Origin of the sequence: Clostridium sp. Cult3 (assembly GCF_021655115.1) — a bacterium.
In the GTDB taxonomy this organism is placed as follows: domain Bacteria; phylum Bacillota; class Clostridia; order Tissierellales; family Tepidimicrobiaceae; genus PPXY01.
On record NZ_PPXY01000013.1, the window covers coordinates 80,804 to 102,848 of the forward strand.

Annotated in this window: 27 protein-coding genes and 1 riboswitch; all 27 genes read left to right on the forward strand. The window is 31.6% G+C overall.

All coding sequences use genetic code 11. The features are described from left to right. The first annotated feature begins 29 nt into the window (after nt 1-29). The 27 genes from aroE to spoIIIAE all read left to right on the forward strand — a co-directional run bounded on the left by aroE (nt 30) and on the right by spoIIIAE (nt 22,045). A complete protein-coding gene (gene aroE, locus C3E88_RS03265; protein ID WP_236908698.1) occupies nt 30-899 on the forward strand; it encodes a shikimate dehydrogenase in 870 nt (289 codons plus the stop codon). Between the two features lie 44 nt (nt 900-943). Further along, a complete protein-coding gene (locus C3E88_RS03270; protein WP_236908700.1) occupies nt 944-2,626 on the forward strand; it encodes a GspE/PulE family protein in 1,683 nt (560 codons plus the stop codon). 10 nt (nt 2,627-2,636) lie between these two features. Then, nucleotides 2,637-3,689 carry a type IV pilus twitching motility protein PilT gene (locus C3E88_RS03275; RefSeq protein WP_236908702.1) on the forward strand — a complete coding sequence of 351 codons (1,053 nt, stop codon included), beginning with the start codon at nt 2,637-2,639 and terminating at the stop codon, nt 3,687-3,689. Nucleotides 3,690-3,701: 12 nt separating this feature from the next. Continuing rightward, complete coding sequence (locus C3E88_RS03280) at nt 3,702-4,910, forward strand: type II secretion system F family protein (protein WP_236908705.1); 1,209 nt, start codon at nt 3,702-3,704, stop codon at nt 4,908-4,910. Nucleotides 4,911-5,014: 104 nt separating this feature from the next. Next, nucleotides 5,015-5,106, forward strand: a riboswitch (cyclic di-GMP riboswitch). A gap of 174 nt (nt 5,107-5,280) precedes the next feature. Further along, nucleotides 5,281-5,718 (forward strand): type II secretion system protein, encoded by a 438-nt coding sequence (locus tag C3E88_RS03285; RefSeq protein WP_236908706.1) that lies wholly within the window; start codon nt 5,281-5,283, stop codon nt 5,716-5,718. Between the two features lie 81 nt (nt 5,719-5,799). Beyond that, nucleotides 5,800-6,555 carry a prepilin peptidase gene (locus tag C3E88_RS03290; RefSeq protein ID WP_236908709.1) on the forward strand — a complete coding sequence of 252 codons (756 nt, stop codon included), beginning with the start codon at nt 5,800-5,802 and terminating at the stop codon, nt 6,553-6,555. Nucleotides 6,556-6,564: 9 nt separating this feature from the next. Continuing rightward, entirely contained in the window at nt 6,565-7,965 is a 1,401-nt protein-coding gene (locus C3E88_RS03295; protein WP_236908711.1) for a hypothetical protein, read from the forward strand. A 10-nt stretch (nt 7,966-7,975) separates the two neighbouring features. Beyond that, a complete protein-coding gene (locus C3E88_RS03300) occupies nt 7,976-8,413 on the forward strand; it encodes a type IV pilus modification PilV family protein (RefSeq protein ID WP_236908712.1) in 438 nt (145 codons plus the stop codon). Next, nucleotides 8,406-8,924: a prepilin-type N-terminal cleavage/methylation domain-containing protein gene (locus C3E88_RS03305; protein ID WP_236908714.1), complete on the forward strand. Its 519-nt coding sequence runs from the start codon at nt 8,406-8,408 to the stop codon at nt 8,922-8,924. Before C3E88_RS03300 ends, C3E88_RS03305 begins: the two co-directional genes overlap by 8 nt. Further along, nucleotides 8,921-9,988 (forward strand): pilus assembly protein PilM, encoded by a 1,068-nt coding sequence (pilM, locus tag C3E88_RS03310; protein ID WP_236908716.1) that lies wholly within the window; start codon nt 8,921-8,923, stop codon nt 9,986-9,988. Before C3E88_RS03305 ends, pilM begins: the two co-directional genes overlap by 4 nt. Nucleotides 9,989-9,990: 2 nt before the next feature. After that, nucleotides 9,991-10,599, forward strand: coding sequence for a PilN domain-containing protein (locus tag C3E88_RS03315; protein ID WP_236908721.1), 609 nt, complete (start codon nt 9,991-9,993; stop codon nt 10,597-10,599). After that, the gene (locus tag C3E88_RS03320) at nt 10,541-11,977 is read left to right on the forward strand and encodes a LysM peptidoglycan-binding domain-containing protein (RefSeq protein WP_236908725.1); all 1,437 of its coding nucleotides are present in this window, start codon (nt 10,541-10,543) and stop codon (nt 11,975-11,977) included. Before C3E88_RS03315 ends, C3E88_RS03320 begins: the two co-directional genes overlap by 59 nt. Nucleotides 11,978-11,992: 15 nt before the next feature. Beyond that, entirely contained in the window at nt 11,993-13,753 is a 1,761-nt protein-coding gene (locus C3E88_RS03325) for an S-layer homology domain-containing protein (protein ID WP_236908726.1), read from the forward strand. 15 nt (nt 13,754-13,768) lie between these two features. After that, nucleotides 13,769-14,209, forward strand: a complete 441-nt coding sequence (locus tag C3E88_RS03330; protein ID WP_236908727.1) for a prepilin-type N-terminal cleavage/methylation domain-containing protein — start codon at nt 13,769-13,771, stop codon at nt 14,207-14,209. Nucleotides 14,210-14,284: 75 nt separating this feature from the next. Then, on the forward strand, nt 14,285-14,701 hold the full coding sequence (locus C3E88_RS03335) for a hypothetical protein (RefSeq protein ID WP_236908728.1): 417 nt from the start codon (nt 14,285-14,287) through the stop codon (nt 14,699-14,701). Next, nucleotides 14,637-15,272 carry a PulJ/GspJ family protein gene (locus tag C3E88_RS03340; RefSeq protein WP_236908731.1) on the forward strand — a complete coding sequence of 212 codons (636 nt, stop codon included), beginning with the start codon at nt 14,637-14,639 and terminating at the stop codon, nt 15,270-15,272. The genes C3E88_RS03335 and C3E88_RS03340 overlap by 65 nt, the downstream gene beginning before the upstream one ends. A 17-nt stretch (nt 15,273-15,289) precedes the next feature. Continuing rightward, entirely contained in the window at nt 15,290-16,324 is a 1,035-nt protein-coding gene (locus tag C3E88_RS03345) for a hypothetical protein (RefSeq protein ID WP_236908734.1), read from the forward strand. 29 nt (nt 16,325-16,353) lie between these two features. Next, complete coding sequence (locus C3E88_RS03350; protein WP_236908740.1) at nt 16,354-16,620, forward strand: late competence development ComFB family protein; 267 nt, start codon at nt 16,354-16,356, stop codon at nt 16,618-16,620. A gap of 9 nt (nt 16,621-16,629) precedes the next feature. Beyond that, complete coding sequence (locus C3E88_RS03355; RefSeq protein ID WP_236908743.1) at nt 16,630-17,163, forward strand: shikimate kinase; 534 nt, start codon at nt 16,630-16,632, stop codon at nt 17,161-17,163. Between the two features lie 47 nt (nt 17,164-17,210). Continuing rightward, a complete protein-coding gene (aroQ, locus tag C3E88_RS03360; protein WP_236908747.1) occupies nt 17,211-17,642 on the forward strand; it encodes a type II 3-dehydroquinate dehydratase in 432 nt (143 codons plus the stop codon). Nucleotides 17,643-17,666: 24 nt separating this feature from the next. Then, entirely contained in the window at nt 17,667-18,224 is a 558-nt protein-coding gene (gene efp / locus C3E88_RS03365) for an elongation factor P (RefSeq protein WP_236908750.1), read from the forward strand. 38 nt (nt 18,225-18,262) lie between these two features. Beyond that, complete coding sequence (locus C3E88_RS03370) at nt 18,263-18,616, forward strand: CD1247 N-terminal domain-containing protein (protein WP_236908751.1); 354 nt, start codon at nt 18,263-18,265, stop codon at nt 18,614-18,616. 105 nt (nt 18,617-18,721) lie between these two features. Further along, entirely contained in the window at nt 18,722-19,696 is a 975-nt protein-coding gene (spoIIIAA, locus tag C3E88_RS03375; protein WP_236908752.1) for a stage III sporulation protein AA, read from the forward strand. A gap of 14 nt (nt 19,697-19,710) precedes the next feature. Continuing rightward, nucleotides 19,711-20,235, forward strand: a complete 525-nt coding sequence (locus C3E88_RS03380) for a stage III sporulation protein AB (RefSeq protein ID WP_236908753.1) — start codon at nt 19,711-19,713, stop codon at nt 20,233-20,235. Nucleotides 20,236-20,248: 13 nt separating this feature from the next. Then, the gene (gene spoIIIAC / locus C3E88_RS03385; RefSeq protein WP_236908754.1) at nt 20,249-20,446 is read left to right on the forward strand and encodes a stage III sporulation protein AC; all 198 of its coding nucleotides are present in this window, start codon (nt 20,249-20,251) and stop codon (nt 20,444-20,446) included. A gap of 14 nt (nt 20,447-20,460) precedes the next feature. After that, nucleotides 20,461-20,850, forward strand: a complete 390-nt coding sequence (gene spoIIIAD, locus C3E88_RS03390) for a stage III sporulation protein AD (protein WP_236908755.1) — start codon at nt 20,461-20,463, stop codon at nt 20,848-20,850. Nucleotides 20,851-20,860: 10 nt separating this feature from the next. Then, nucleotides 20,861-22,045 carry a stage III sporulation protein AE gene (gene spoIIIAE, locus C3E88_RS03395; protein ID WP_236908756.1) on the forward strand — a complete coding sequence of 395 codons (1,185 nt, stop codon included), beginning with the start codon at nt 20,861-20,863 and terminating at the stop codon, nt 22,043-22,045.

A 22,045-nucleotide genomic window follows, 5' to 3' on the forward strand; every position in this document is an offset into this window, starting at 1 on the left:
GAACATTAAATCGACAATAGGAGGTAAATATGATGAATATAACGTGGGATACTGATGTTTATTGTCTAATAGGACATCCAGTATCAAAATCCTTGTCTCCCGTGATCCACAATAGCTTTTTTGAATTAATAGACAAAAATTGCTTGTATTTAGTTTTCGATGTAGAAGAAGGAAATTTAAAGACTATAATCGATGGGATTAAAGTTTTAAACATAAAAGGTTTTAATGTAACCTTACCTTATAAAATAAATATTATTGATTATTTAGATGAGATTTCAGATGAAGCTAAATTAATAGGAGCTGTTAATACTGTTAAAAATGAAAGGGGAAAACTTATCGGATACAACACAGATGGTATGGGTTTTATAAGATCGTTGCATATGATGGATTTAGATATCAAAAACAAAAACATGCTGATATTAGGGGCTGGCGGCGCAGCAAATGCTATCGCTACAACTTTGGCTTTAAATGGTGCAAAAAAAATATATATTAATAATAGAAGCATAGAAAGTGCTAAAAGGTTAGCGGAAAAAATTAAATATCAATTTCCTAATACGCTAGTAGAATATGGGGGAGTAGATTTAATAGGTGTAAAAAAAGAAAAGATATATATGATAATTAATTGTACTTCAGCAGGCATGTATCCAAATGTAGACGACATTCCCATTATATTAGATGGATTTTCTGATGACTTGATAGTTTATGATCTTATATATAAGCCTAGGAATACAAAGTTGTTAAAAGTAGCTCAGGATAAAGGTTATAGGACAATAAATGGACTTTATATGTTAATCAACCAAGGATTATACAGTCAAAAGATATGGATTGATGATGAAAAATGTAATGTTTACAATTATTTTGATGAAATAAGAAGGGTTTTAGAAAATGATATCGAATGATAATATATATATTATTTTGTTACATAAAATTGGCAGGTGGTAAAATGAGAACTTCTAATCTTAAGCTAGGTGAATTATTGTTATATTCAGGTAAAATTACCAAAGAACAATTAGATAAGGCATTAATTGAGCAAAAAACTACAGAACAAAAAATTGGAGAAATATTAGTAAAGGCTGGATATATTACTGATAATGATATAATAGAGGTTTTGGAGTTTCAATTAGGTATTCCTCATGTAGATTTAAATCAATACATCATTAGACCAGATGTGGTTTCGCAAATACCCGAGAGCATTGCAAGGCGATATGATCTAATAGCCATAGATAAAATAGGAGATTACCTTGTAGTAGCTATGGCTGATCCGCTGAACATATTTGCTATAGATGATGTTAGAATGTATACCCAGTTAGAAATACAGCAGGTAATATCTACTAGAGAAAGTATTTTGAAGAGTATAGATAGATACTATAGGAAGGAATCTGCGGAAAAGGTATTGAGGGAGTTTACAGAAGCCTATCAATATAGTGATTTGGATGAATTAGAAGAGGATGAGCTGCTTGAAGTAACTACAGCACCTATTGTTAAGCTAGTAAATTCAATTATTAGTCAAGCAGTAGATATGCGAGCTAGTGATATTCATATAGAACCTTATGCTGACGATATACGAGTTAGGTATAGGATAGATGGAGATTTACAGGAGATCATGAAGTTGACGAAAAATACTCTTTCAGCTATAGTGACCAGAATAAAGATTATAGGCAAGATGGATATTGCTGAAAAGAGGATTCCTCAAGATGGTAGGGTTGAAACGAAGATAAATGAAAAAGAAATAGATATCCGTATTTCAACAATCCCCACTGTTTATGGGGAAAAAATAGTATTAAGACTATTGGATAGAAGTAACTTTATGTTTTCAAAGGATGAGCTAGGATTTGCAGAGAGCAATTTAAAATTCTTCGATAAAATACTAGCACAACCCTATGGGATGATTTTGGTTACCGGGCCTACTGGAAGTGGAAAGACTACCACATTGTATGCTGTACTTAAAGAATTAAATAAAATTGAAAAAAACATTATAACTATAGAGGACCCGGTTGAATACAAGTTAGATGGAATAAACCAAGTTCAAATTAATCCCAAGGCAGGGTTAACTTTTGCATCAGGTTTAAGATCTATTTTAAGACAGGATCCAGATATAATTATGGTAGGAGAGATCAGGGATTCAGAAACAGCTGAAATAGCTATTAGAGCAGCTATTACAGGGCACTTGGTTATGTCCACACTTCACACAAATGACAGTGCATCTTCTGTAGCTAGACTGGTGGATATGGGAATAGAGCCTTATATGGTATCTTCAGCAGTTATAGGAGTAATATCTCAAAGACTTGTAAAAGAACTGTGTCACAATTGTAAAATCCCTTATGAAGCTAGTTATTATGATAAAAAGTTACTTGGATTGAATAGGGATGAGAGCGTAAGTCTATATAAGCCAAAAGGTTGTAATAAATGTAATAATGGGTTTAAAGGTCGTAAAGCAGTTCATGAAGTGATGGTGATAAATGAGGAAATTAGAAAGTTGATCGATATGGAAGCTAGTATCGATGAACTTAGGGCATGTGCACAAAAAAATGGCATGGAAACTTTACTAGAAAATGCTGTTCAGATGGCTTTAAAGGGCTTTACCACAATTGAAGAGGTGTTAAGAGTTGGATATACATTAGGTTAGGAGGGTAGGAATGGAATTATTTGAGATAGTAAGATATGCCTCCAATAACGGAGCATCGGATATTCACATAACCGTAGGAATGCCACCAATATTAAGAATTGATGGTGCTTTGACTAAATATGGGAAAGAAAGATTGACGCCAGAAGATACAGAGGATCTAGTTAAACAAATACTAGATGGAGAACAGTTAAAGGATTTAGATAATAAAGGGGAACTCGACACTTCCTATTCTAGCCCTGGTATAGGCCGTTTTCGTGTCAATGCTTATAAACAAAGAGGGAGTTATGCTTTAGCTATGAGGATCATTCCTCTTAAAGTTCCAAAAATTAATGAACTAGGTTTGCCTCCAATTGTAAAGGATTTAGCCAGATTACCTAGAGGGTTAATTCTGGTTACTGGTCCTACAGGCAGTGGAAAATCTACAACCTTAGCTTCTATGGTGGACCTTATCAATGAGGAAAAGAACTACCATATATTGACTTTAGAGGATCCTATTGAATATTTACATAAGCATAATAAGAGTATGGTAAATCAAAGGGAAGTTGGCTCTGATTCCAATAGCTTTGCCAATGGATTAAGGGCGGCCTTAAGACAGGATCCAGATGTTATACTGGTGGGGGAGATGAGAGATTTAGAGACCATAAGTATTGCCCTTACGGCAGCTGAAACTGGCCACCTAGTCCTTTCTACACTTCATACTGTTGGTGCAGCTAAGACCATAGATAGGGTAATAGATGTTTTTCCAGCTCATCAGCAGCAGCAGGTAAGAGTGCAGTTTTCTTCGGTAGTAGAGGCAATTATCACTCAGCAATTATTACCTAAGGCTAATGGTGAAGGAAGGGTAGCTGCTTTTGAAATAATGATTGCTAATCAGGCTATAAGGAATTTAATAAGGGAAGAAAAAACTCATCAGATAGATACGATAATCCAGACTAGTGGAAAGCAAGGCATGCAAACTATGGATAATGCTTTATTGGGATTATATAGAAGTGGAATTATATCTAAGGAGACCTTATTAAATCGAGCTGTAAACCAAGACCTGGTAATGAGGTATATCCTTTAGGAAGGTGAGCATATGTCAGTGTACAAGTATAAGGCTGTATCAAAAAATGGACAAGCATTAGAAGGTTATTACGAAGCCAAATCCGAATCAGATGTATTAAATATGTTAAAGAGTAATAATTACTTTCCCATATCCATTGAAATAGATGAAGGTAGTGAAGTTAAAGAGGATATATTTGCAAAAAAAGTTACTAAAAAGGATATAGCTATATTTTGTAGGCAATTTTATACTATGCTTGATGCAGGAATAAGCATTATTAATTGTTTAGATATACTTGAAAAACAAACAGAAAACAAAACCTTGAAAAATACTATATTTACAGTTCATGAGGATGTACAGAAAGGGATGACCTTATCGGAAGGTATGGGAAAACATGAGGGGATATTTCCTCTCCTATTGATTAATATGGTAGAAGCAGGGGAAGTTAGTGGTAATTTAGATAGAATCATGGAAAGAATGGCAATCCATTATGAAAAGGAAAACAAGATTGAGAACAAGGTAAAAAATGCTTTTGTATACCCAGTAGTGTTGAGCATAGTAGCAATAGCTGTTGTAATATTCCTATTGACTGTTGTAATGCCTAGCTTCATAGGTATGTTTGAAACCAGTGGTACTATGCTACCAGGGCCAACTAGGACTCTTTTAGCCATAAGCGATTGGCTAACTAAATATTGGTATATTTTTATTGCTATAGTAGTTTTACTTCTATTTGGAATTATATCTTTAGGTAAAACGGAAGAGGGAAAGAGTTTTTTTGATAATATAAAACTAAAAACACCTGGCATAAAAAAGATAAATATAAAAATAATAACCTCTAGATTTACCAGAACTCTATCTACACTGTTATCCAGTGGTGTGCCTTTACTACAAGCTTTAGATGTAGTAGGTAGAGTTGTAGGAAATAAAATAGTAGCTGAAAAGTTAAAGATAGCTGAGGAGGATATACGAAAGGGTATACCCTTATCAAGGACTATCAAGGATATGGGCCTATTCCCTCCAATGGTAGACTCAATGATAAAAATAGGAGAAGAATCAGGAGCATTAGACGAAATACTATATAAAACTGCAGATTTCTACGATGAAGAGGTGGAAACCTCCTTAGAAAGAATGACTACAATGCTTGAGCCAATATTGATAATATTTATGGCAGTAGTTATAGGTTTTATAGTAATAGCCATGGCTATGCCAATGTTTGAAATGGTAAATACTATAGAAATATAGTACTTGAGCAAGGATATAGTTAAGCCGTTTTAGCAGTATATTGATGTTATATATAGATTTATCAGTAAATTTGTGCTAAGATATTATCAAATACTACAATTTCTGCTTATATTGGGCAAAACCGCCGAAAGACGGTGACGCAAAGCCAGAGTCTGAAATTACTATAGGTAGCAATTATGATCGTTCGGCTGCATAAATTATATACTTTTTATATATTTATGCAGCCTTTTTTAACAAAAAATACGATATTTTATGTAAAAATATAAAGAATAAATGGTGTACTGCCTATTGGATAAAGGTGGTGATATTTAGGATAGGTTACATAGATTTTACATTATGCAATAAAGATAAAAACAAGGGGGAAGGTTTTATGTTTGAATGGATTTTAAAGAAGATAGGAAAGGACAATAAGGGATTCACACTAGTCGAACTGATAGTTGTCATTGCTATATTAGGTATTTTAGCAGGAATAGCTGTACCTAGATTAATCAGGTCAAGATTATCATCTGAAATTGCGACTCACAATGCCAATGTGAGAATATTAAAATCAGCTGCAACTATGTATTTAGCAGATTATCCAGATACTGGAGAAAATGAGGTTTTAACAAGCAAAACAAATAAAGACAAATTTAAAGAATATTTTGATGGGCAAGAAATTCCTAAAACACCTGTAAAGGTAGGTAGTTTTAAAAAAGGAATAGAATATACTGTGAAATTTGAAAATGGAAACATAGTAGTGGAGCCAGGTGAGGCGGAAATTAATGATGGAGAAGCTACACTAAAATCTAGAGACGATGAAACGAATTAGGAAAATAAGTAATGGGACAATAGTGACGGTTCTCCCTATCTCATATTACCTACAGAATAAATAAAAAAAGGAGGGCTACAGATGTATGTACTAATATTTCTATTTGGGACTATCATAGGTTCATTTTTAAACGTATGCATATATAGAATACCAAAGGGGCAGTCCATCATATATCCACCATCTCATTGCCCTAATTGTAGCACTCCTTTAAAAAGGTATAATTTAATTCCCATATTTAGTTTCATTTTACAAAGAGGGAGATGTACATATTGTGGTGAAAAAATTAGTCTTCAATACCCAATAGTAGAATCCATAAATGGATTATTATATATAGCTTTATATTATAAATTAGGATTAACTATGGATATTATATTTTATGGCATTATATTTAGTATATTGATCGTAATCACATTTATAGACTTAAAACATATGATAATTCCAGATTCATTAAACATTGGGTTACTTATTCTAGGACTTATATATAGGATATTTAGATACAACATATATAATATACCTATAAATATCATAAATAGTATATTGGCTCTAATAGTCCCTAGTGGAGTTTTTATGTTGATAATATTGATATCTAAAGGTGGCATGGGTGGAGGGGATATGAAGTTAATTGGAGTATTAGGATTTATATTAGGTTTAAAGGAAATTACCTTAACCATGTTTCTATCTTTTTTACTAGGTGCAATTATATCAATATTTTTATTATTATTTAATATAAAAGGCAAAAAAGATCCTATTCCCTTTGGACCTTTCATCTGCTTGGCTTTTATGATAACTGTGTTCTGGGGAGATAAGTTGATACTTTGGTATATGAAAAAATTTTGAGGTGAGTCTATGAATAATCAAAAGGGGAATATATTGATCACCTTACTTATTGGCCTCATAATATTGTCCATATTATCCATTGCTGCATATAGAATAAGCTATTCAGCTAGTAGGGAATCTCTATTTACTCACTACAATGCTCAAGCTCAATATATTGCAAAAGCTGGTGCAGATATTGTAATAGATAATATAGGGATTATAAAAGAAGAAATGGAAAACCAGAATCAGACAGAAGAAAGCTTCAATGTACAGTTTTCTGATAGAGATAGGGCTACCATAGATATTAAATTGGATGATGATAATAATATAATCATAAATTCCATAGGGATAGTAAATGAACAAAAATATAATAAAAGCAAGAGCAGAATCCAAGCAAGGTTAAAATTTAAAGCTTGCTCCAATGACAGGATAATATTTGGTATAGATAGAAATGGAAATATATATGAGTTTGATAAGGATCTTGAGGGTTATAATAAGTTAGATATAAGGGATAAAACTAATAGGACAATAAATATAGAAAATCCAAGTGGTTTTGCTTGGAATGGAAAGGATACTTTAATTTTAGTAGGTGGAGAAAGTGGAAACAAGGTAGATACTCTAATTTATAATATTCCTGAAGGTTGTTGGAGAAAACCAAAAGGCAAGGCTAATGGAAATGGATTTAAACATATAGTATATTCAGAAGAAAAAGATTTGTTTTATGCTCTTAATACAAATAATGATAAAATAAATTACTTTAACAAGGATGAAGAATGGGAAGATATCCATAAACCAACCTCAGGATTTAAGGCAGAAAAACTAGCTCAAGGGAATAATACTTTAATAGGTATTTCAACACAATATGATGATTATGTAGCTTACAAGCTAAAGGATAACGGTTGGAAAAAAAACTATACAGGTATAAATGGTACTTATAATGGAATAACATACGGTAATGGAAAGTTTGTAATTGTAGGTAGTGATAGCGCTGACAACATAAATGGTCATCCTATAATTATTTATTCAGATGATGGTACAAGGTGGCAAAGGGGCAATGTAAAGTCAATGGGAACAGGGTATCCATTATATGAAATAACCTGGACGGGAGAAAAATTTATAGCTGTTGGAGGCGCAAACACCATATATTCATCCCAGGATGGTGTAAATTGGTATAGGTTTCTACGAGAGAATATAATCCCTGTTAAAGGGTCTAAATACTACTATGATTATAAATATATATCATCTAGTGGGAACTATATAATAGCTTACAGCGAAAATGGCAATGGGTTTTTGCTTTCTAAAGACGGCGGTAATAGTTGGGAACAAAGAATAGATAGCAATTATCCTAAATTAATAGACATTGAAGTAATAAACAAAGTAAAGAGGGACTTTGATTATAAAAATTATGATATCTATTGGTCAAAAGGATAGGGGTATAAGCATGAACAATAAGGGATTGACCTTATTAGAAGTTTTAATTACTTTGGCTATATTGGGAATTGTTTCAATTTCCTTCATAGGCCTTTTCACACAAACCAATATAGGAATTACTTACTCCGGTAATAGATTAAATGCTATAATGGAGGCGAGTAGTATTTTAAATAAAATAGGTTCAAAAATTGATTCCAGTGATCAAATTTATGATATTGAAAATGTAAAAGAAATAGTTGACGAGATATTGGAAAAGGATTATCCCCAATATGAAGATAAAAACATAAAATATTTTATTGAAGAGCAGCCCTTGGATTTACGTCAAAGTAATGGAAATTTAATAACAGTTAGTATAGCAAAGATAAAGGTTTTAATTTTTTATGATGATAACAACAAGAAAGTGGAACTTTCAACCTACGTCCCTATTGAGGAAGATAAAAATGAATAATTTACCTAAAAATCAAGGTTTAACTCTTTTGGAGTTGATTTTAACTATAGCGTTGTTGGGAATAGTCAGTTTGTTAGTGTTTAGTTTCTTTCAATTTAACTATAACACTTTTAATAAAAGTGTTGATAAATATGATGTACAAAGTAATTTAAATAGTTGCCGCAGGAAAATTGAAGGAGAATTAAAATTTGCAACAGAAATAAATATCTATGAAGAAAGGAACAGCTTTAAACTAGATAAAAACTATATATTTTTAGATGAAAATACTATTAAATTACAAACAAGCGATGGAAAACTAGTAAATTTATTAGAAGGGAATATATTAGCCAATAGTTTGCAGTTTAAACAAAAGGGCAATTTGTTAAATCTAAAGCTTGAAGCTAAGATAAATAATGAAATATTTATTACAGATTTATCTATTGAATTATTAAATATTCTAGATTCTAATACTGATGAAAAAGAAGGCGCCGTTATTGAATATACGAGTACAAAAGGAGATGATACCTATTGAATTTAAAGTCCTTTCTTCCTAAAAGAAAAATTCTTTCTCTAGATATAGGCTCTTATGAAATAAAGGCTGTAGAAGGTAAGGTAACTAAAAGCCAGATAAGAATCGATAATTTTTTTACCATTCCTATGCCAAAGGGAGCCTATGTCAATGGCCAAATAATGGACAGGGATCTAATATTCTATGTAATGAATGAAGAAATAAATAATAGAAAACTAAAAACTAAAGATGTATATTTAAATATTAATAGCCCTTCTATTATCACCAGGGAGATAATAATTCCTAAGGTGGAACCGGAGGAAATTGAGAGCGTATTAAGCTATCAACTAGAAGATTACATACCTATGAACCTGGATGATTACATAGTTCAATTTAAGACTATAGGTGGATTCTACGAAGATGAAGTAGAAAAGTTAAATATACTAATAATAGCCATACCAAAGGAAATGGTAAAAAACCATTACGATCTGTTGGTAGATCTAGGTTTAAGCCCTTTAGTCCTAGATTATCAACCTAATTCCATAGCTAAACTGATAAAATATACAGATTACATAAACTATAGATATCCAACGGAAAATATTACTTTTGCTACTATCGACATAGGTTATGATAGCACCAAAGTTTCAATAATTAAAAATGGTATACTTCAATTAAGCCGTGTAGTTGAAATAGGTGGGAAATACATAGATCAGAGTGTTTTAAATTTTTACGAATATACCTGCGAAGAGCTTCAACAGGCAAAAGAAGGAATTAATGACATTAGTCATATTGATGGAGAAGATCTGGATTATAGTCGCTTAGTTAGTATTGTAAAAAATGCTTTTGATACTTTAAACGAGAAAATTGAAATAATATTTAGATATTATTTCACAAGAGAAATGGATAACAAAATTCACACTATCTTATTATATGGAGGAAGTTCAAATATCGGTGGTTTACCTAATTTATTTTCAAATTATTTTGATATTCCTTCTATAAAAGTAGAATCCTTAGATAATATAAGTTTCCAGGGGGATATGACTAAGTATATTAATCCAATAGGCTCTATGATTAGGTCAGAGGTGTAGATATGAAGGATTTAAATTTTTTTGAACCATATATAGAGAAGAAAGAGATAAATATAGATAAAAGATTGGTATTTTCTTTATTAGGTCTATTGTTAACCATTTGTATATTATCCTATACCATACTTAACCAGATTAGGATTAGACGGATTGAAAGGGATGTTGGAAAATTAAAAGCTACTGTTGAAGATGAACGAATAAACAAAAGGGTCAAAGGAATCGAAAATAAGAAGAAGGAAGTAGCAGAGTTTAAACAGTCCTTAGATAAAATAAAACTAATAGATGATTTAGTTAAGGAAGAGAGCTTTATAGATGTATACTTATTGGAGAGCATTACATCAAGCATGCCAGAGGATGTTTTCTTTACCTCTATCAGTATATATGATGATAGTATTCAAATAGTTGGAGTATCTAAGAATAAATATTCCATTGCAGAATTAGGGAAAAGCTTAGAAGTAATAGAAGAGTTTAAGGAGATATTTGTAGAAAACATATCCTCCGAAGTTGGCTATTATAACTTCAATCTGAATATTGATCTAAAGGATGTGAATATAGATGAAGATGAGCCCGCTATTGAACAAGATGAAGATGAAGAGACCTCTGACGAAGAATGAGAAATTACTGTTTGTTATATTGATGGTATTGATTATTTTTATTGTAACTTTTAGATTTGTTATCACCCCTCAAGCTAGCAAATTGCAAGAGTTGACCGAACAAAAATGGGCTTATGAGGATAAAATATCCCGAATGAATACCCTGTTAAAAGGTGAAAAAAGCATTGATAAGGAATGGATAGGGTTACATAATGAAGAAGCTATGATACTCAACAAGTATTTTGCAACTATAGACCAACCAGAAATAATATATATATTAAACAACTTATTAAATAATGAGGAAATAGATATACTGGATATTAATTTTGATAGGCCTACGAAAGAACAGATAGGGGATTTAACGGTAGATTCTATGAATATAGTTCTTCCCTATAAGGGGAGTTATGATGGTCTTGTTTCCATTATAGAAGCTATTAATTCAAGCCCTAAAAAGATGCTAATATCTAATTTGATAATGGATAAAAATGTGGATGGAAAATTAGTTGGGAATATATCGTTAAAAGTTTATAGTTTAGAGGGATTAGCAGATAAGAAAGAGGATACTAGCTATATTGGTAGGATTATTAAAACTGATAAATCCGATCCTTTTATGGCCTACGAAGAATATGATGAAGTGGATAATATGGATCTAGAGAATTCAATTGAAGACTCCAGTGGTTTTTCCGGTACTAATCTCAGTGAAGGCATTCCTAGTTCTGTAGATGAAGGTGCTTCTAAGGATGATTATAATAGAGAAGTACTAGAAGATTTTGAAGAAGAGGATATATATTTTATTCCTTCTAATAAGGAGATAAAAGGCAGTATATCTAAATCCAACAACTCCAAATTAAATAAGTATTCCCTTCGTTTGGAATATAATATACTTGCATTAGAAGATGAAAACAGGGCATATGTGGATTTGACGGATAAAGATATAATCCTCAAATACCCGCCCGCATCTATTGGGATATGGGCATACTCATATTCCTATTCTCCGCTTACATTAGGCTATAGACTGAAGGGACAAGCTGGTGAAAAGATAGATGTAGAGTTATCTAAAGGGATTAACTGGCTAGGATGGCAATACATAGAAGCTACCCCACCTCAGGATTTATCTCTATATCCATTACAATTAGATCGGTTTTACTTGGAACTAGGTTATAATAGGGACGATTATGGAGTGCTTTTGATAGATAAACTAGAAGCAAAGTATCGTAAATCCAATAATAACAATATAGAGAGATTTACCTTTTATATGGTGGAATCAGGAGATACGCTGAATAAGATCAGTGTTAAAAATTATGGGACATCCAATAAGACCAATATAATTAAGAAATACAATGAAATAAAATCCGATAAGGATATATGGGAAGGCAAAATACTGGTAATACCAAGATAGGAAAAGGTGATATAGATGAAAAAGTTTAGAGAAGCTATATCTATTATTATATTGATATTTTTGATTATGAGCCATATTCCTACTGTATATGGTAATAGTTTAGATATAAAGAGGGATATAGATAAAAAGGCATATAATTTAGGTTATGAGGATGGCAAAATAGAGGGAGCAAAAAATGACATAGATATTCCCTACTATAGGGCATTGCCAAGGGATGAAGAAATAATTTATAGACTTGAGATGGAATATAGATGGGATTATGATGAAAAGCATAGAGAGGATATTCTTGACAACTATATTGATGGATTTATGTATGGATATAATTCTGCAAAGAAATCTAAAGAAGATGGGAATCAAGACGATAAACATAAAGAAGAAAGGATAGATTATGCTGCTACATTGGGGAAAACCTTAGGAGAGGTATATGGCTATAGGGATTTTTATCAGGGAAATAAAAATAACTGGTCTAAGGCTATTCCTTCTAATAAGCAATTAATAGATATGTACAATTTAGATAAAGAGATCTATGAATATAGACATGTTTTCTTAGATGCTTTTAGGGGAAACTTTAAAGTTGGTTATAATGAAGGATATAGAGTGGCAAACCTAGAGCCTATTAAAACATCCTATGAAATAGGAATAGAGGATGGAGAAAAGATTGGGACAATATTGGGAGCTGCAGATGGTTCAAAAGACTATTTTAGCAATGAATCAATAGATTACAAACGGAATATTCCTTCAGATTCGACAATCATACGAAAGTATTCCCTAAATAAAGATTCGAATAAATATAAAGAAGGTTTTTTAACCGGTTTCAAAAGAGCTTATGAAGAAAGCTATAACGAAAAGTTTAGAACTATGAATTTAGACTTACATAGTAGCTCCTACGTAGAAACAGTAGTACCAAGTGCTGGGGGAGAGATTTCTAGCTTAGATAACTATTTGTTTCTGAATATTCATAAGGGAACATATTATAACCCTATTACAGTAGCCATAGAAAAAATGTATTATAATCCTTCTAAATTGGAGAGTAGATATATAAAAGCGTCGGAAGTTTATAAAGTGAGTATTTATAACGATTCCTATGTAGTTGACAACGACAATATTGTGGAGCTAAAATTTGAGTACTATGGCAAGGACAATGGAGGTATATATAAACTTGTTGATGATAAGTGGATCTATATGCCTTCAATCATAGATGAAAACTTCATAAAAACCAATATTAATCCTAACTCCCTATCCAAGGGAGAAAATATATATGTTGTTTTGGTCGATCGGGAGGCTAGGTCATTACCGGATATTAGAGGTAATTGGGCTAAAGGCGAAATAAACACTTTTATTAGAAGAAATATTGTATCAGGCTATTCAGATAATACCTTTAAACCAGATAAAAATATATCCAGAGGAGAATTTTTAACTGTGTTAGGTAGGGTATATGGTTGGCAAATCCAATCCATACCCGATATATCTGAAAGTTTTAAGGATAACAAAACATTTGGTTCCTATAAAGATGTGATTAGTTATGCTATAAACCAAGACTATGTCCAAGGCTATCCAGATGGAACCTTTAAGCCTAATAATCCTATTACCTACAAGGAAGTGGAAATAATAATGCAAAGAATAACTAACAATAAAAATTTCCGCTGGTATAATACTGCTGCTAAAGCACTTTATCATAAAGATTATAGAAGCAAATCCTATAATAATATGAAAAATAATATTACTAGGGCTGAAGTTGTATATATGCTCTATCTATTAAATGAATGGAAATATTGATTGAGGTATGAGACAATGGATAGAAAGGGCTTTACCTTAATAGAAGTAATGTTGGTTATTAGTATATTGGGAATATTTTTGCTCATACCAGCATTAAAAGGGACTATAGCCTCAAACTTTAAGGAAAGAAAAGAACTGAGGACCTTCAAGAAGGATATAGAATATGCACGAAATAGAGCCATAGTTGAATCAACTATGTATAGTGTCTATATGAATTTTGAAGACAATTTCTACTGTATAAATAAATATGAGGACAAAGAAGTAGTATTAAAAAAGTATGAGTTCAAAAATGGAATTAAATTAAAAGGAACAAAAAATATGGGAAATCAGTTAGCCTTTAGCTATCTAGGCATTCCATCTAAAGCAGGAACTATATATCTTGAAGATAAAAATGGAGATAAAATCGAAATTACTATTACACCTGTTACTGGGAAAGTAAATATATATCAAAAATAGTATTACAGTATGTAATAGCATAAATTCAAATTATGTGAGAGTTGAAGGATTATGAATAAAAAGGGATTTTTATTAATGGAGATATTAATGGGGCTGTTTTTGTTAGGACTAATCACAGTCAGCTGTTTGCCTATTTTAAATACTGCTCTAAGAAATTTGCAATTATCAAAAGATAAGATGGAGATGATATATATTGCAGAGTCTGCTATTGAACAATTGAAGTCCTTTGATTATAATAGTACTCAAAAAGATGAATATTTATTTGATATTCAGTTAATAGAATTAGCGGATAGTCTGATGGATGAAGAGCAAGTCACTATTGTATTGCCGCTAAATACTGATAATAGTCAGTGGAAATACCTGTGTACTATACATAAAGAGAAAGATTTTTCCGAACTGTGGAAGATTAGTGTGGAGGTATCACCTATTGATAAGGAGCAAAGGCTTAAGGATGTTACAATTGTGGCTTTTATGCCTATTCCGCAAAAATAATAAATCATTAAAAGTTAAAAAAAACAATTATGGGTTTACATTAATTGAATTAGTTCTATCAATAGCAATTGTTGCAACAATAGTTATTCCCTTGTATTCTATACTTAATTTTACAATAGATGCTTGTAAAGTAGGAGATATTGAAGATGAGGTACTGTTAAATGGGAAACATGCTATAGAATACATAAAAAAAGAGATACAATATGCAGATAAAATCATTCACATAAGCAAATTTGAAGGGGTAGATGAGAAGTATAAGGATAACTTTGGATTTGTAATTTTAAACTATATGCCTAATAAGGAATTGAAATATAATTACTCAACTTACTACCTTAGGGATAATTCTATCTATAGAATAGCTGTTAATTCTAAAACAGACACATATCCCAAGGTAAGATCTTTTGATGTTGGTGGACATAATAAAATTGCAGATTATGTTATATCCATAGATGGGACTGAGGTAGATTTTGAAACTAATATTATTGATATATGCTTTATACTAAAGGGAGAATATAGAAGAGAAACTAAATTCAGCACTAAATTGATTATTAGATGTCCCGTAATATATTGAATTACGAGGTGTAATAAGTGTGTAAGACAATAAACAAAGGTTTTATATCAATACTGGCCTTATTAGTAATGGCCACTATATTGGTGTCTAGCTTATTCTTATCCTATAGTTCCAACTTAGAGTATATGATTCTCAATTCAAGCAAAAACAATACCCAGGCTTTTTATCTAGCTGAAGGTAAGATATTGATGGTATTAAATAAAGATAAATATTACAAAGATATGCTTCTACCAAGGTTAGAGGAGTATTTAAAAAAGGGTAGAATTGCCGATCCAGATAAGAAAATTATTATACTAGATGATGAGGATATGATAGAAGGGGATAATTACAATAGGATAAACCTATCTTTTTCTAAAGAAGACAATAGAAGATTAATAGAATTGCAAACTCAGGCTATTTACAATAATATAAAAAGGAAGGCTATTGCCAAATTAACCATAATTAACGAAATATTTGAAATGGGATTACCAGTAGTATCTACCAGTATACTAAAAAACGAGAAAACTGAAATATATATGGGGTATATGGATTATTTACAACAGGAAATCCAAATACCCCCCCTTAACAGTGATATGATGGGGATAGAAGCCATGGATTATGACCGCATAAATATTATCAAGAGGATAGACAACCAAACTAATGTAGAATTATATAGAAATAGTATTGAAATGCCTATTAAGGGATATACATTAAACAGAGAAAAAGTTTTTTTACTAGCCCAAAATACCGGTAATGGGATTACGATAGTATCTATTCTTTCTGAAGTTCCTTCAGATCTAATAGTTTTAAAAGGGATCATGTATGTTGAAGGGGATCTGAAAGTATATAATGATATGGAGTTTAATGGCATACTAATTGTTAATGGAGGCAAAATCTTTGTGGAACCTAATATTAAAGCAAAATTTAACGGTATAGTATTGGGAGAGAATGCAGAAGAACTATTAGATTATGAAGATGTAGAGGTTAATTATAGTATTCATGAAATAAAAAATAATGGGATTTACTTGCCTGGCTTTATTGACCCAAAAGTAGAAGTAATTAAGATCAATTAGCTTTAGTTTATTATAGGGAGCGTGATATTATGGAGTTACGAAACTTAATGGAAGATGAAGTAATGAACACTATTGATAGAGTACTAAAAGATAGAGACGAGGTTTGTGGTTGTGATAAATGTAGATTAGATATTGCTGCAATTGCATTAAATAATTTAAAACCCAAATATGTTGTTACAGAAAAAGGTGGACTATATGCCAAAGTTGATACTTTAGACTATCAGTATGATGTGGATCTGGTAAAAGAAATTACTAAAGCTATTGAAATCGTGGACAAGGAACCTCATCATGAATAAGGTGATATTTTGAAAAACATTGTATTAATAGGGATGAGTGGAGTAGGCAAGACATCAGTTGGAAAATACATTTCTAATAGACTAAATATTGAATTTCAAGATACTGATGATATAATACTTAAGTATACTGGAGAAACTATAGACTACATATTTAAAAAATATGGGGAGGATTATTTTCGGCATTTGGAAAAGCAAGCTATAATAGAAACATCCTCTAAAGATGGTGTAATTATCTCTACTGGTGGAGGAGCAATACTGAAGACTCGCAATAGGAAGGTGTTAAAAGATAATGGAGTTGTATTTTTTTTAAATGCCGATGTTAGTACTCTGGTATCCAATATACTATCGTCCACGTCATCAAAGGGCCATAGACCACTATTAGATATGGACAATTTATATAATAGTATAAGTAAACTATATGCAGAAAGATATGAATTATATTCAATTACTGCAGACCATATTATAAACGTGGACAATAAATCTATTGAGGAGATAGGAAATGAAATAATTTTTATTTTTAATCAGTATATCTATTGTAGTTAGACCTAATGACTGATATAATTATATAAGCAAATTAAGGGGAAGATAGAATGAAAATATTAGTTATCCATGGGCCCAATATAAATTTATTGGGAAGGAGAGATGAATCTATATATGGAAACTACTCTTTAAAAGATATAGATTCTTTGCTCTTTGATAAGGCTACTAAATGCCATATGGAATTAGATATATTCCAATCAAATAATGAAGGCGATATTATAGATAAGCTACATCAAAGTATAGAAAAAAATGTTAAAGGCATTATAATCAATCCTGGGGCTTTTACCCACTATAGCATTGCCATAAGGGATGCTATAGAAATATTAGATATTCCGATAATAGAAGTTCATCTATCCAATATATATGCTAGAGAAGGTTTTAGAAGGAAGTCCGTTACTGCTCCAGTATGTACTGGACAAATATCAGGATTGGGTATATATAGCTATATATTGGCTTTGGAAGCATTAATCAATATGATATAGAGTTAAGATTAAGGAGGAATTGATATGATATCTGCAGGCGACTTTAGAAAAGGCATTACTTTTGAAATGGATGGAGATGTGTATCAAATTATCGACTTTCAACATGTAAAACCTGGAAAAGGTGCAGCTTTTGTTAGAACCAAGATTAAAAGCGTGATGACAGGAGCAACTAAAGAGGTAACATTTAACCCAAGTGATAGATATCCCTTAGCACGTATTGAAACTAAGGAGATGCAATATTTATATAATGACGGTGTACTGTACTACTTCATGGACAACGAAACTTATGAACAATTGCCATTGGAGGAGGGGCAAGTAGAGGAAGCTATTATGTACATTAAAGAAAATGACAATGCTATAATTAGATTTTACGAAGGAAAGCCCTTTGAGGTAGTAGCACCTAATTTTGTAGAGTTGGAAGTTAGTCATACAGAGCCTGGAGTGAAAGGTGATACGGCAACTGGAGCCACAAAACCTGCTACATTGGAAACAGGAGCAACGGTAAATGTTCCCTTATTCGTTAATATAGGAGATAAGATAAAAATAGACACTCGAACAGGTGAGTATTTGTCAAGAGTCTAGGGAATAATATAAATATATAATTATGAGGAGGGATTAATATGGATTACCTTTATCAAAAAGTCTCTTACCTGAAGGGATTGGCAGAGGGAATGGAGATTGGAGAGGAATCAAAAGAAGGCAAACTATTGATACATATTATTGATACTTTAGAAGAGTTTGCCGATGTTATGTCTGATATGATAGAAAATTATGAAGAATTAGAAGAGTATGTAGACTATATCGATGAAGATCTATCAGATGTGGAAGATGAATTATATGGATTTGATGAATATGACGATGAATATGATTATTATCCTTTTGACAATTTTGATGAAGACGATATGGATTGTATAGAATTTGATTGTAACTGCTGTGATGATGAAATGATAGACGAGTTTGAAGAAGGAGAATAATAACTATATTAGTTAATAAAGACTTAAACCAATTTGGTTTAAGTCTTTATTTTTTTGCATATTATTTTAGCTTGTTCATATTTATATATAAAGGAGGGACATGTTATGGATGATAAAGAAGTGAGGATATTTGATGATGTATTAGAATATACATGCTTAGAGTTAAACAAAGCACTAATAAACATACCCTCGAAATATAAGAAAAAAACAGAAGAGATTAGGTTAAGAAATGGGAAACCCTTAATTGTTAGTTTTCAAGGAAATGATTATTTTGTGACTGAAATAGGCACCCTTACCAAAAGAAGTACTGAAGGCATGCTTATAAAAAGAGAATATATCCAGAAGACCTTTAAATTGATTAGTAATTATTCAATATATGCTTTCGAAGAGGAGATTAAGAATGGGTTTATTACATTGAAAGGTGGCCATAGAGTAGGAATAGCAGGAAAGGTACTATACGGAGCTAAGGATATTGATACTATTAGAGATATTTCTTCTCTAAATATAAGGATAGCAAGGGAGAAAAAGGGGATAGCTGAAGGAATATTAAAGCATATTATTGCCTTTCCTTATAGTGTATGTAATACATTGATTATATCGCCACCTCAATGCGGTAAGACTACTCTTTTAAGGGATATTATAAGGAGTTTAAGCGATGGGTCACCCTTGTTAAGTAAAGGACTTAAAATAGGAGTAATCGATGAGAGGTCAGAATTAGCTGGAGTATATAATGGGATTCCACAGCATGATATTGGAATCAGAACGGATGTCCTGGATGGTTGCAATAAAAAAGATGGGACTACCATGCTATTACGGGCTATGTCCCCGGATATTATCGCAATGGATGAGATTGGAAGCGTATCAGATGTGGAAGCAATTCATGAAAGCCTTAAAGCTGGAGTAAAAGTTATCGCTACTGTTCATGGAAATAATATTGAAGATTTGGTTTCAAGGAGGAGTCTTAAGGTTTTAATAGAGGATAGAATATTTGAGAGATATATTTTTTTAGATAATTCTAAAGGAATAGGTACTATTAAGGATATAGTTGAAGGTAAAAAATTTAAATCCCTATTAAAATAGAAAGAAGGTGTTTTATGGTTTTTCTAAAATTTGCAGGTGGAACATTGGTCCTACTTTCATCTAGTTTAATGGGGTTTAGCTATGGAAAAAAGTATTCGAATAGACTAAATAACTTAATTTATATGGAACAGTGTATTAAAATTCTTGAAACAGAGATTGTATATGGTGCAGTGCCTTTACCAGAAGCCTTATTAAATGTGTACAACAAAGGCAATAAGAAGGTGTCTTTTATATTTAAAGAGATTAGGGATCATATTTTGAACAACAGAGTAGAGGATGTTTATTATAGCTTTTTCCATGTGAGGCATATTCTAAAGGAAAGTCTTTACTTTAAACAACAGGAGATAGAAATATTCTTGTCCTTAGGAAGAATATTAGGGGCTTCTGATAGGGAAGATCAAGAAAAGAACTTTAAACTAATATTAAATCAGATAATTTTATTGGAAAAGGAGGCAAAATTGGAAAGGGATAAAAATGAAAAGATGTTTAAAAATTTAGGGGTACTGATTGGTCTTGCCATAGTAATAATACTTATATAGGGGAGAGAAAAATATGAATGTTGATTTAATTTTTAAAATAGCAAGCATAGGAATATTGTTATCCGTACTCCATACGCTATTAGACCAGGCGGGTAAAAAGGAGTTTGGATATATCACTACTCTAGTAGGGGTGGTTATAGTATTTGGTGCGGTTATTGGCTTGATAAGCAAACTATTTGATAGTATTAAGACCCTTTTTCAACTGTATTGATAGGAAGTGATCATATGGAAATATTGCAAATCGTATCTATAGGTATTGTCTCTACTATATTGGTGGTACTACTACGACAGTCCAATAAGTCAGAGTTTGCCATAATGGTCAGTATAGTTACGGGGATTCTCATACTCTCCATGTTATTAGGCAAGTTAAAATATGTAGTTGATACATTAAGTCAGTTAACGCGGTATACGAATTTGGAATTTGCATACTTTACTACGGTGCTTAAAATTATAGGCATTGCATATATAGTGGAATTTGGGGCTGAAATATCTAGAGATGCAGGGGAGGAAGCTATAGCCTCAAAGGTTGAACTAGGTGGAAAGATAATAATAATGGTACTTGCAATGCCCATACTATTAGCTTTGATGGATTTGATAATAAAAATACTTCCATAAAGGTGAAAAAATGATAAAAAACATTGGGATTTTATTAAAGGTAATATTATTTATTTCCATATTATCTATATGTTCTTTTGGAGAATCTATGGAGGAAGAAGGTATAGCTGATAGGTTTATTAGAGAGCAACTAAATAACTTAAATATTAGTGAACTAGAGCTGGTATTGGAAGATATAGTTAAGTCTACTGGAGAATATTATCCTAGAATAGATGTAAGGGATAATGTCTTATCAATAATAAAAGGTAAAAATCCATTAGATATTAAAGTCATAATAACATCTATTTCTAAGATATTTTTTTCTGAAATAGTTGATAATATAGTATTGGTCTCACAAATATTAATAATCATTATAGCTTGTTCAATACTAACCAATTTACAGAGTAGTTTTGAGCAGGATACCGTAGGGCAATTAGCCCATTATGCATGTTATATTATTTTAGCTATGTTAATGATAAACAGTTTTATATTGTCCTTAGATCTAGGAAAAAAGACGGTAGCTCAAATGGTAAACTTTATGCAAATAATTTTACCTATATTGTTAACGTTGTTAACGGCTGCTAGTGGAGTTAATACGAAGTTGTTATTTCATCCTATGATAATTGGAACTATAAACATAATAGGATCTATGATTAAGGAATTGATTTTTCCACTTATATTATTTTCCTTTATCATAGGGATAATAAGTAATATATCACAGAAAATTCAATTTTCTAAACTATCGGAGTTGATTAGACAGGTTATCATCGTATTGGTAAGTCTATCTTTGACTATATTCATTGGAATAATAACTATATATGGAATAGGTACAAAAGTTGATGGGATCACCATAAGAACTGCAAAATATGCCGTAGATAATTTCATACCTATAATAGGCAAGTTTTTGTCCGATGCAGTGGAAACTGTTATCGGATGCTCGGTTATATTAAAAAATGGAATTGGCACTATTGGACTAATAGCTTTGTTTCTAGTATGCATAATTCCTGCGATAAAAATTATGGTGCTTATGTTTATATATAAATTAGTGGCGGCCCTTATACAACCAATTGCCAGCGAAAACATTATAAACTTATTTACTGAAGTGGGAAAAGCTTTATTATTAGTTCTAATTGGTATATTATCCGTTGCTATTATGTTTTTTATAACTATTACAATTATTGTGGAAGCAGGAAACACAGCCTTGATGTTTAGATAG

Bases quoted from the DNA above. Each gene is read 5' to 3' on its own strand.
- aroE (WP_236908698.1), top strand. From the start codon at position 30: ATGATGAATATAACGTGGGATACTGATGTTTATTGTCTAATAGGACAT.
- C3E88_RS03270 (WP_236908700.1), top strand. From the start codon at position 944: ATGAGAACTTCTAATCTTAAGCTAGGTGAATTATTGTTATATTCAGGT.
- C3E88_RS03275 (WP_236908702.1), top strand. From the start codon at position 2,637: ATGGAATTATTTGAGATAGTAAGATATGCCTCCAATAACGGAGCATCG.
- C3E88_RS03280 (WP_236908705.1), top strand. From the start codon at position 3,702: ATGTCAGTGTACAAGTATAAGGCTGTATCAAAAAATGGACAAGCATTA.
- C3E88_RS03285 (WP_236908706.1), top strand. From the start codon at position 5,281: ATGTTTGAATGGATTTTAAAGAAGATAGGAAAGGACAATAAGGGATTC.
- C3E88_RS03290 (WP_236908709.1), top strand. From the start codon at position 5,800: ATGTATGTACTAATATTTCTATTTGGGACTATCATAGGTTCATTTTTA.
- C3E88_RS03295 (WP_236908711.1), top strand. From the start codon at position 6,565: ATGAATAATCAAAAGGGGAATATATTGATCACCTTACTTATTGGCCTC.
- C3E88_RS03300 (WP_236908712.1), top strand. From the start codon at position 7,976: ATGAACAATAAGGGATTGACCTTATTAGAAGTTTTAATTACTTTGGCT.
- C3E88_RS03305 (WP_236908714.1), top strand. From the start codon at position 8,406: ATGAATAATTTACCTAAAAATCAAGGTTTAACTCTTTTGGAGTTGATT.
- C3E88_RS03315 (WP_236908721.1), top strand. From the start codon at position 9,991: ATGAAGGATTTAAATTTTTTTGAACCATATATAGAGAAGAAAGAGATA.
- C3E88_RS03320 (WP_236908725.1), top strand. From the start codon at position 10,541: ATGAAGATGAGCCCGCTATTGAACAAGATGAAGATGAAGAGACCTCTG.
- C3E88_RS03325 (WP_236908726.1), top strand. From the start codon at position 11,993: ATGAAAAAGTTTAGAGAAGCTATATCTATTATTATATTGATATTTTTG.
- C3E88_RS03330 (WP_236908727.1), top strand. From the start codon at position 13,769: ATGGATAGAAAGGGCTTTACCTTAATAGAAGTAATGTTGGTTATTAGT.
- C3E88_RS03335 (WP_236908728.1), top strand. From the start codon at position 14,285: ATGGAGATATTAATGGGGCTGTTTTTGTTAGGACTAATCACAGTCAGC.
- C3E88_RS03350 (WP_236908740.1), top strand. From the start codon at position 16,354: ATGGAGTTACGAAACTTAATGGAAGATGAAGTAATGAACACTATTGAT.
- aroQ (WP_236908747.1), top strand. From the start codon at position 17,211: ATGAAAATATTAGTTATCCATGGGCCCAATATAAATTTATTGGGAAGG.
- efp (WP_236908750.1), top strand. From the start codon at position 17,667: ATGATATCTGCAGGCGACTTTAGAAAAGGCATTACTTTTGAAATGGAT.
- C3E88_RS03370 (WP_236908751.1), top strand. From the start codon at position 18,263: ATGGATTACCTTTATCAAAAAGTCTCTTACCTGAAGGGATTGGCAGAG.
- spoIIIAA (WP_236908752.1), top strand. From the start codon at position 18,722: ATGGATGATAAAGAAGTGAGGATATTTGATGATGTATTAGAATATACA.
- C3E88_RS03380 (WP_236908753.1), top strand. From the start codon at position 19,711: ATGGTTTTTCTAAAATTTGCAGGTGGAACATTGGTCCTACTTTCATCT.
- spoIIIAC (WP_236908754.1), top strand. From the start codon at position 20,249: ATGAATGTTGATTTAATTTTTAAAATAGCAAGCATAGGAATATTGTTA.
- spoIIIAD (WP_236908755.1), top strand. From the start codon at position 20,461: ATGGAAATATTGCAAATCGTATCTATAGGTATTGTCTCTACTATATTG.
- spoIIIAE (WP_236908756.1), top strand. From the start codon at position 20,861: ATGATAAAAAACATTGGGATTTTATTAAAGGTAATATTATTTATTTCC.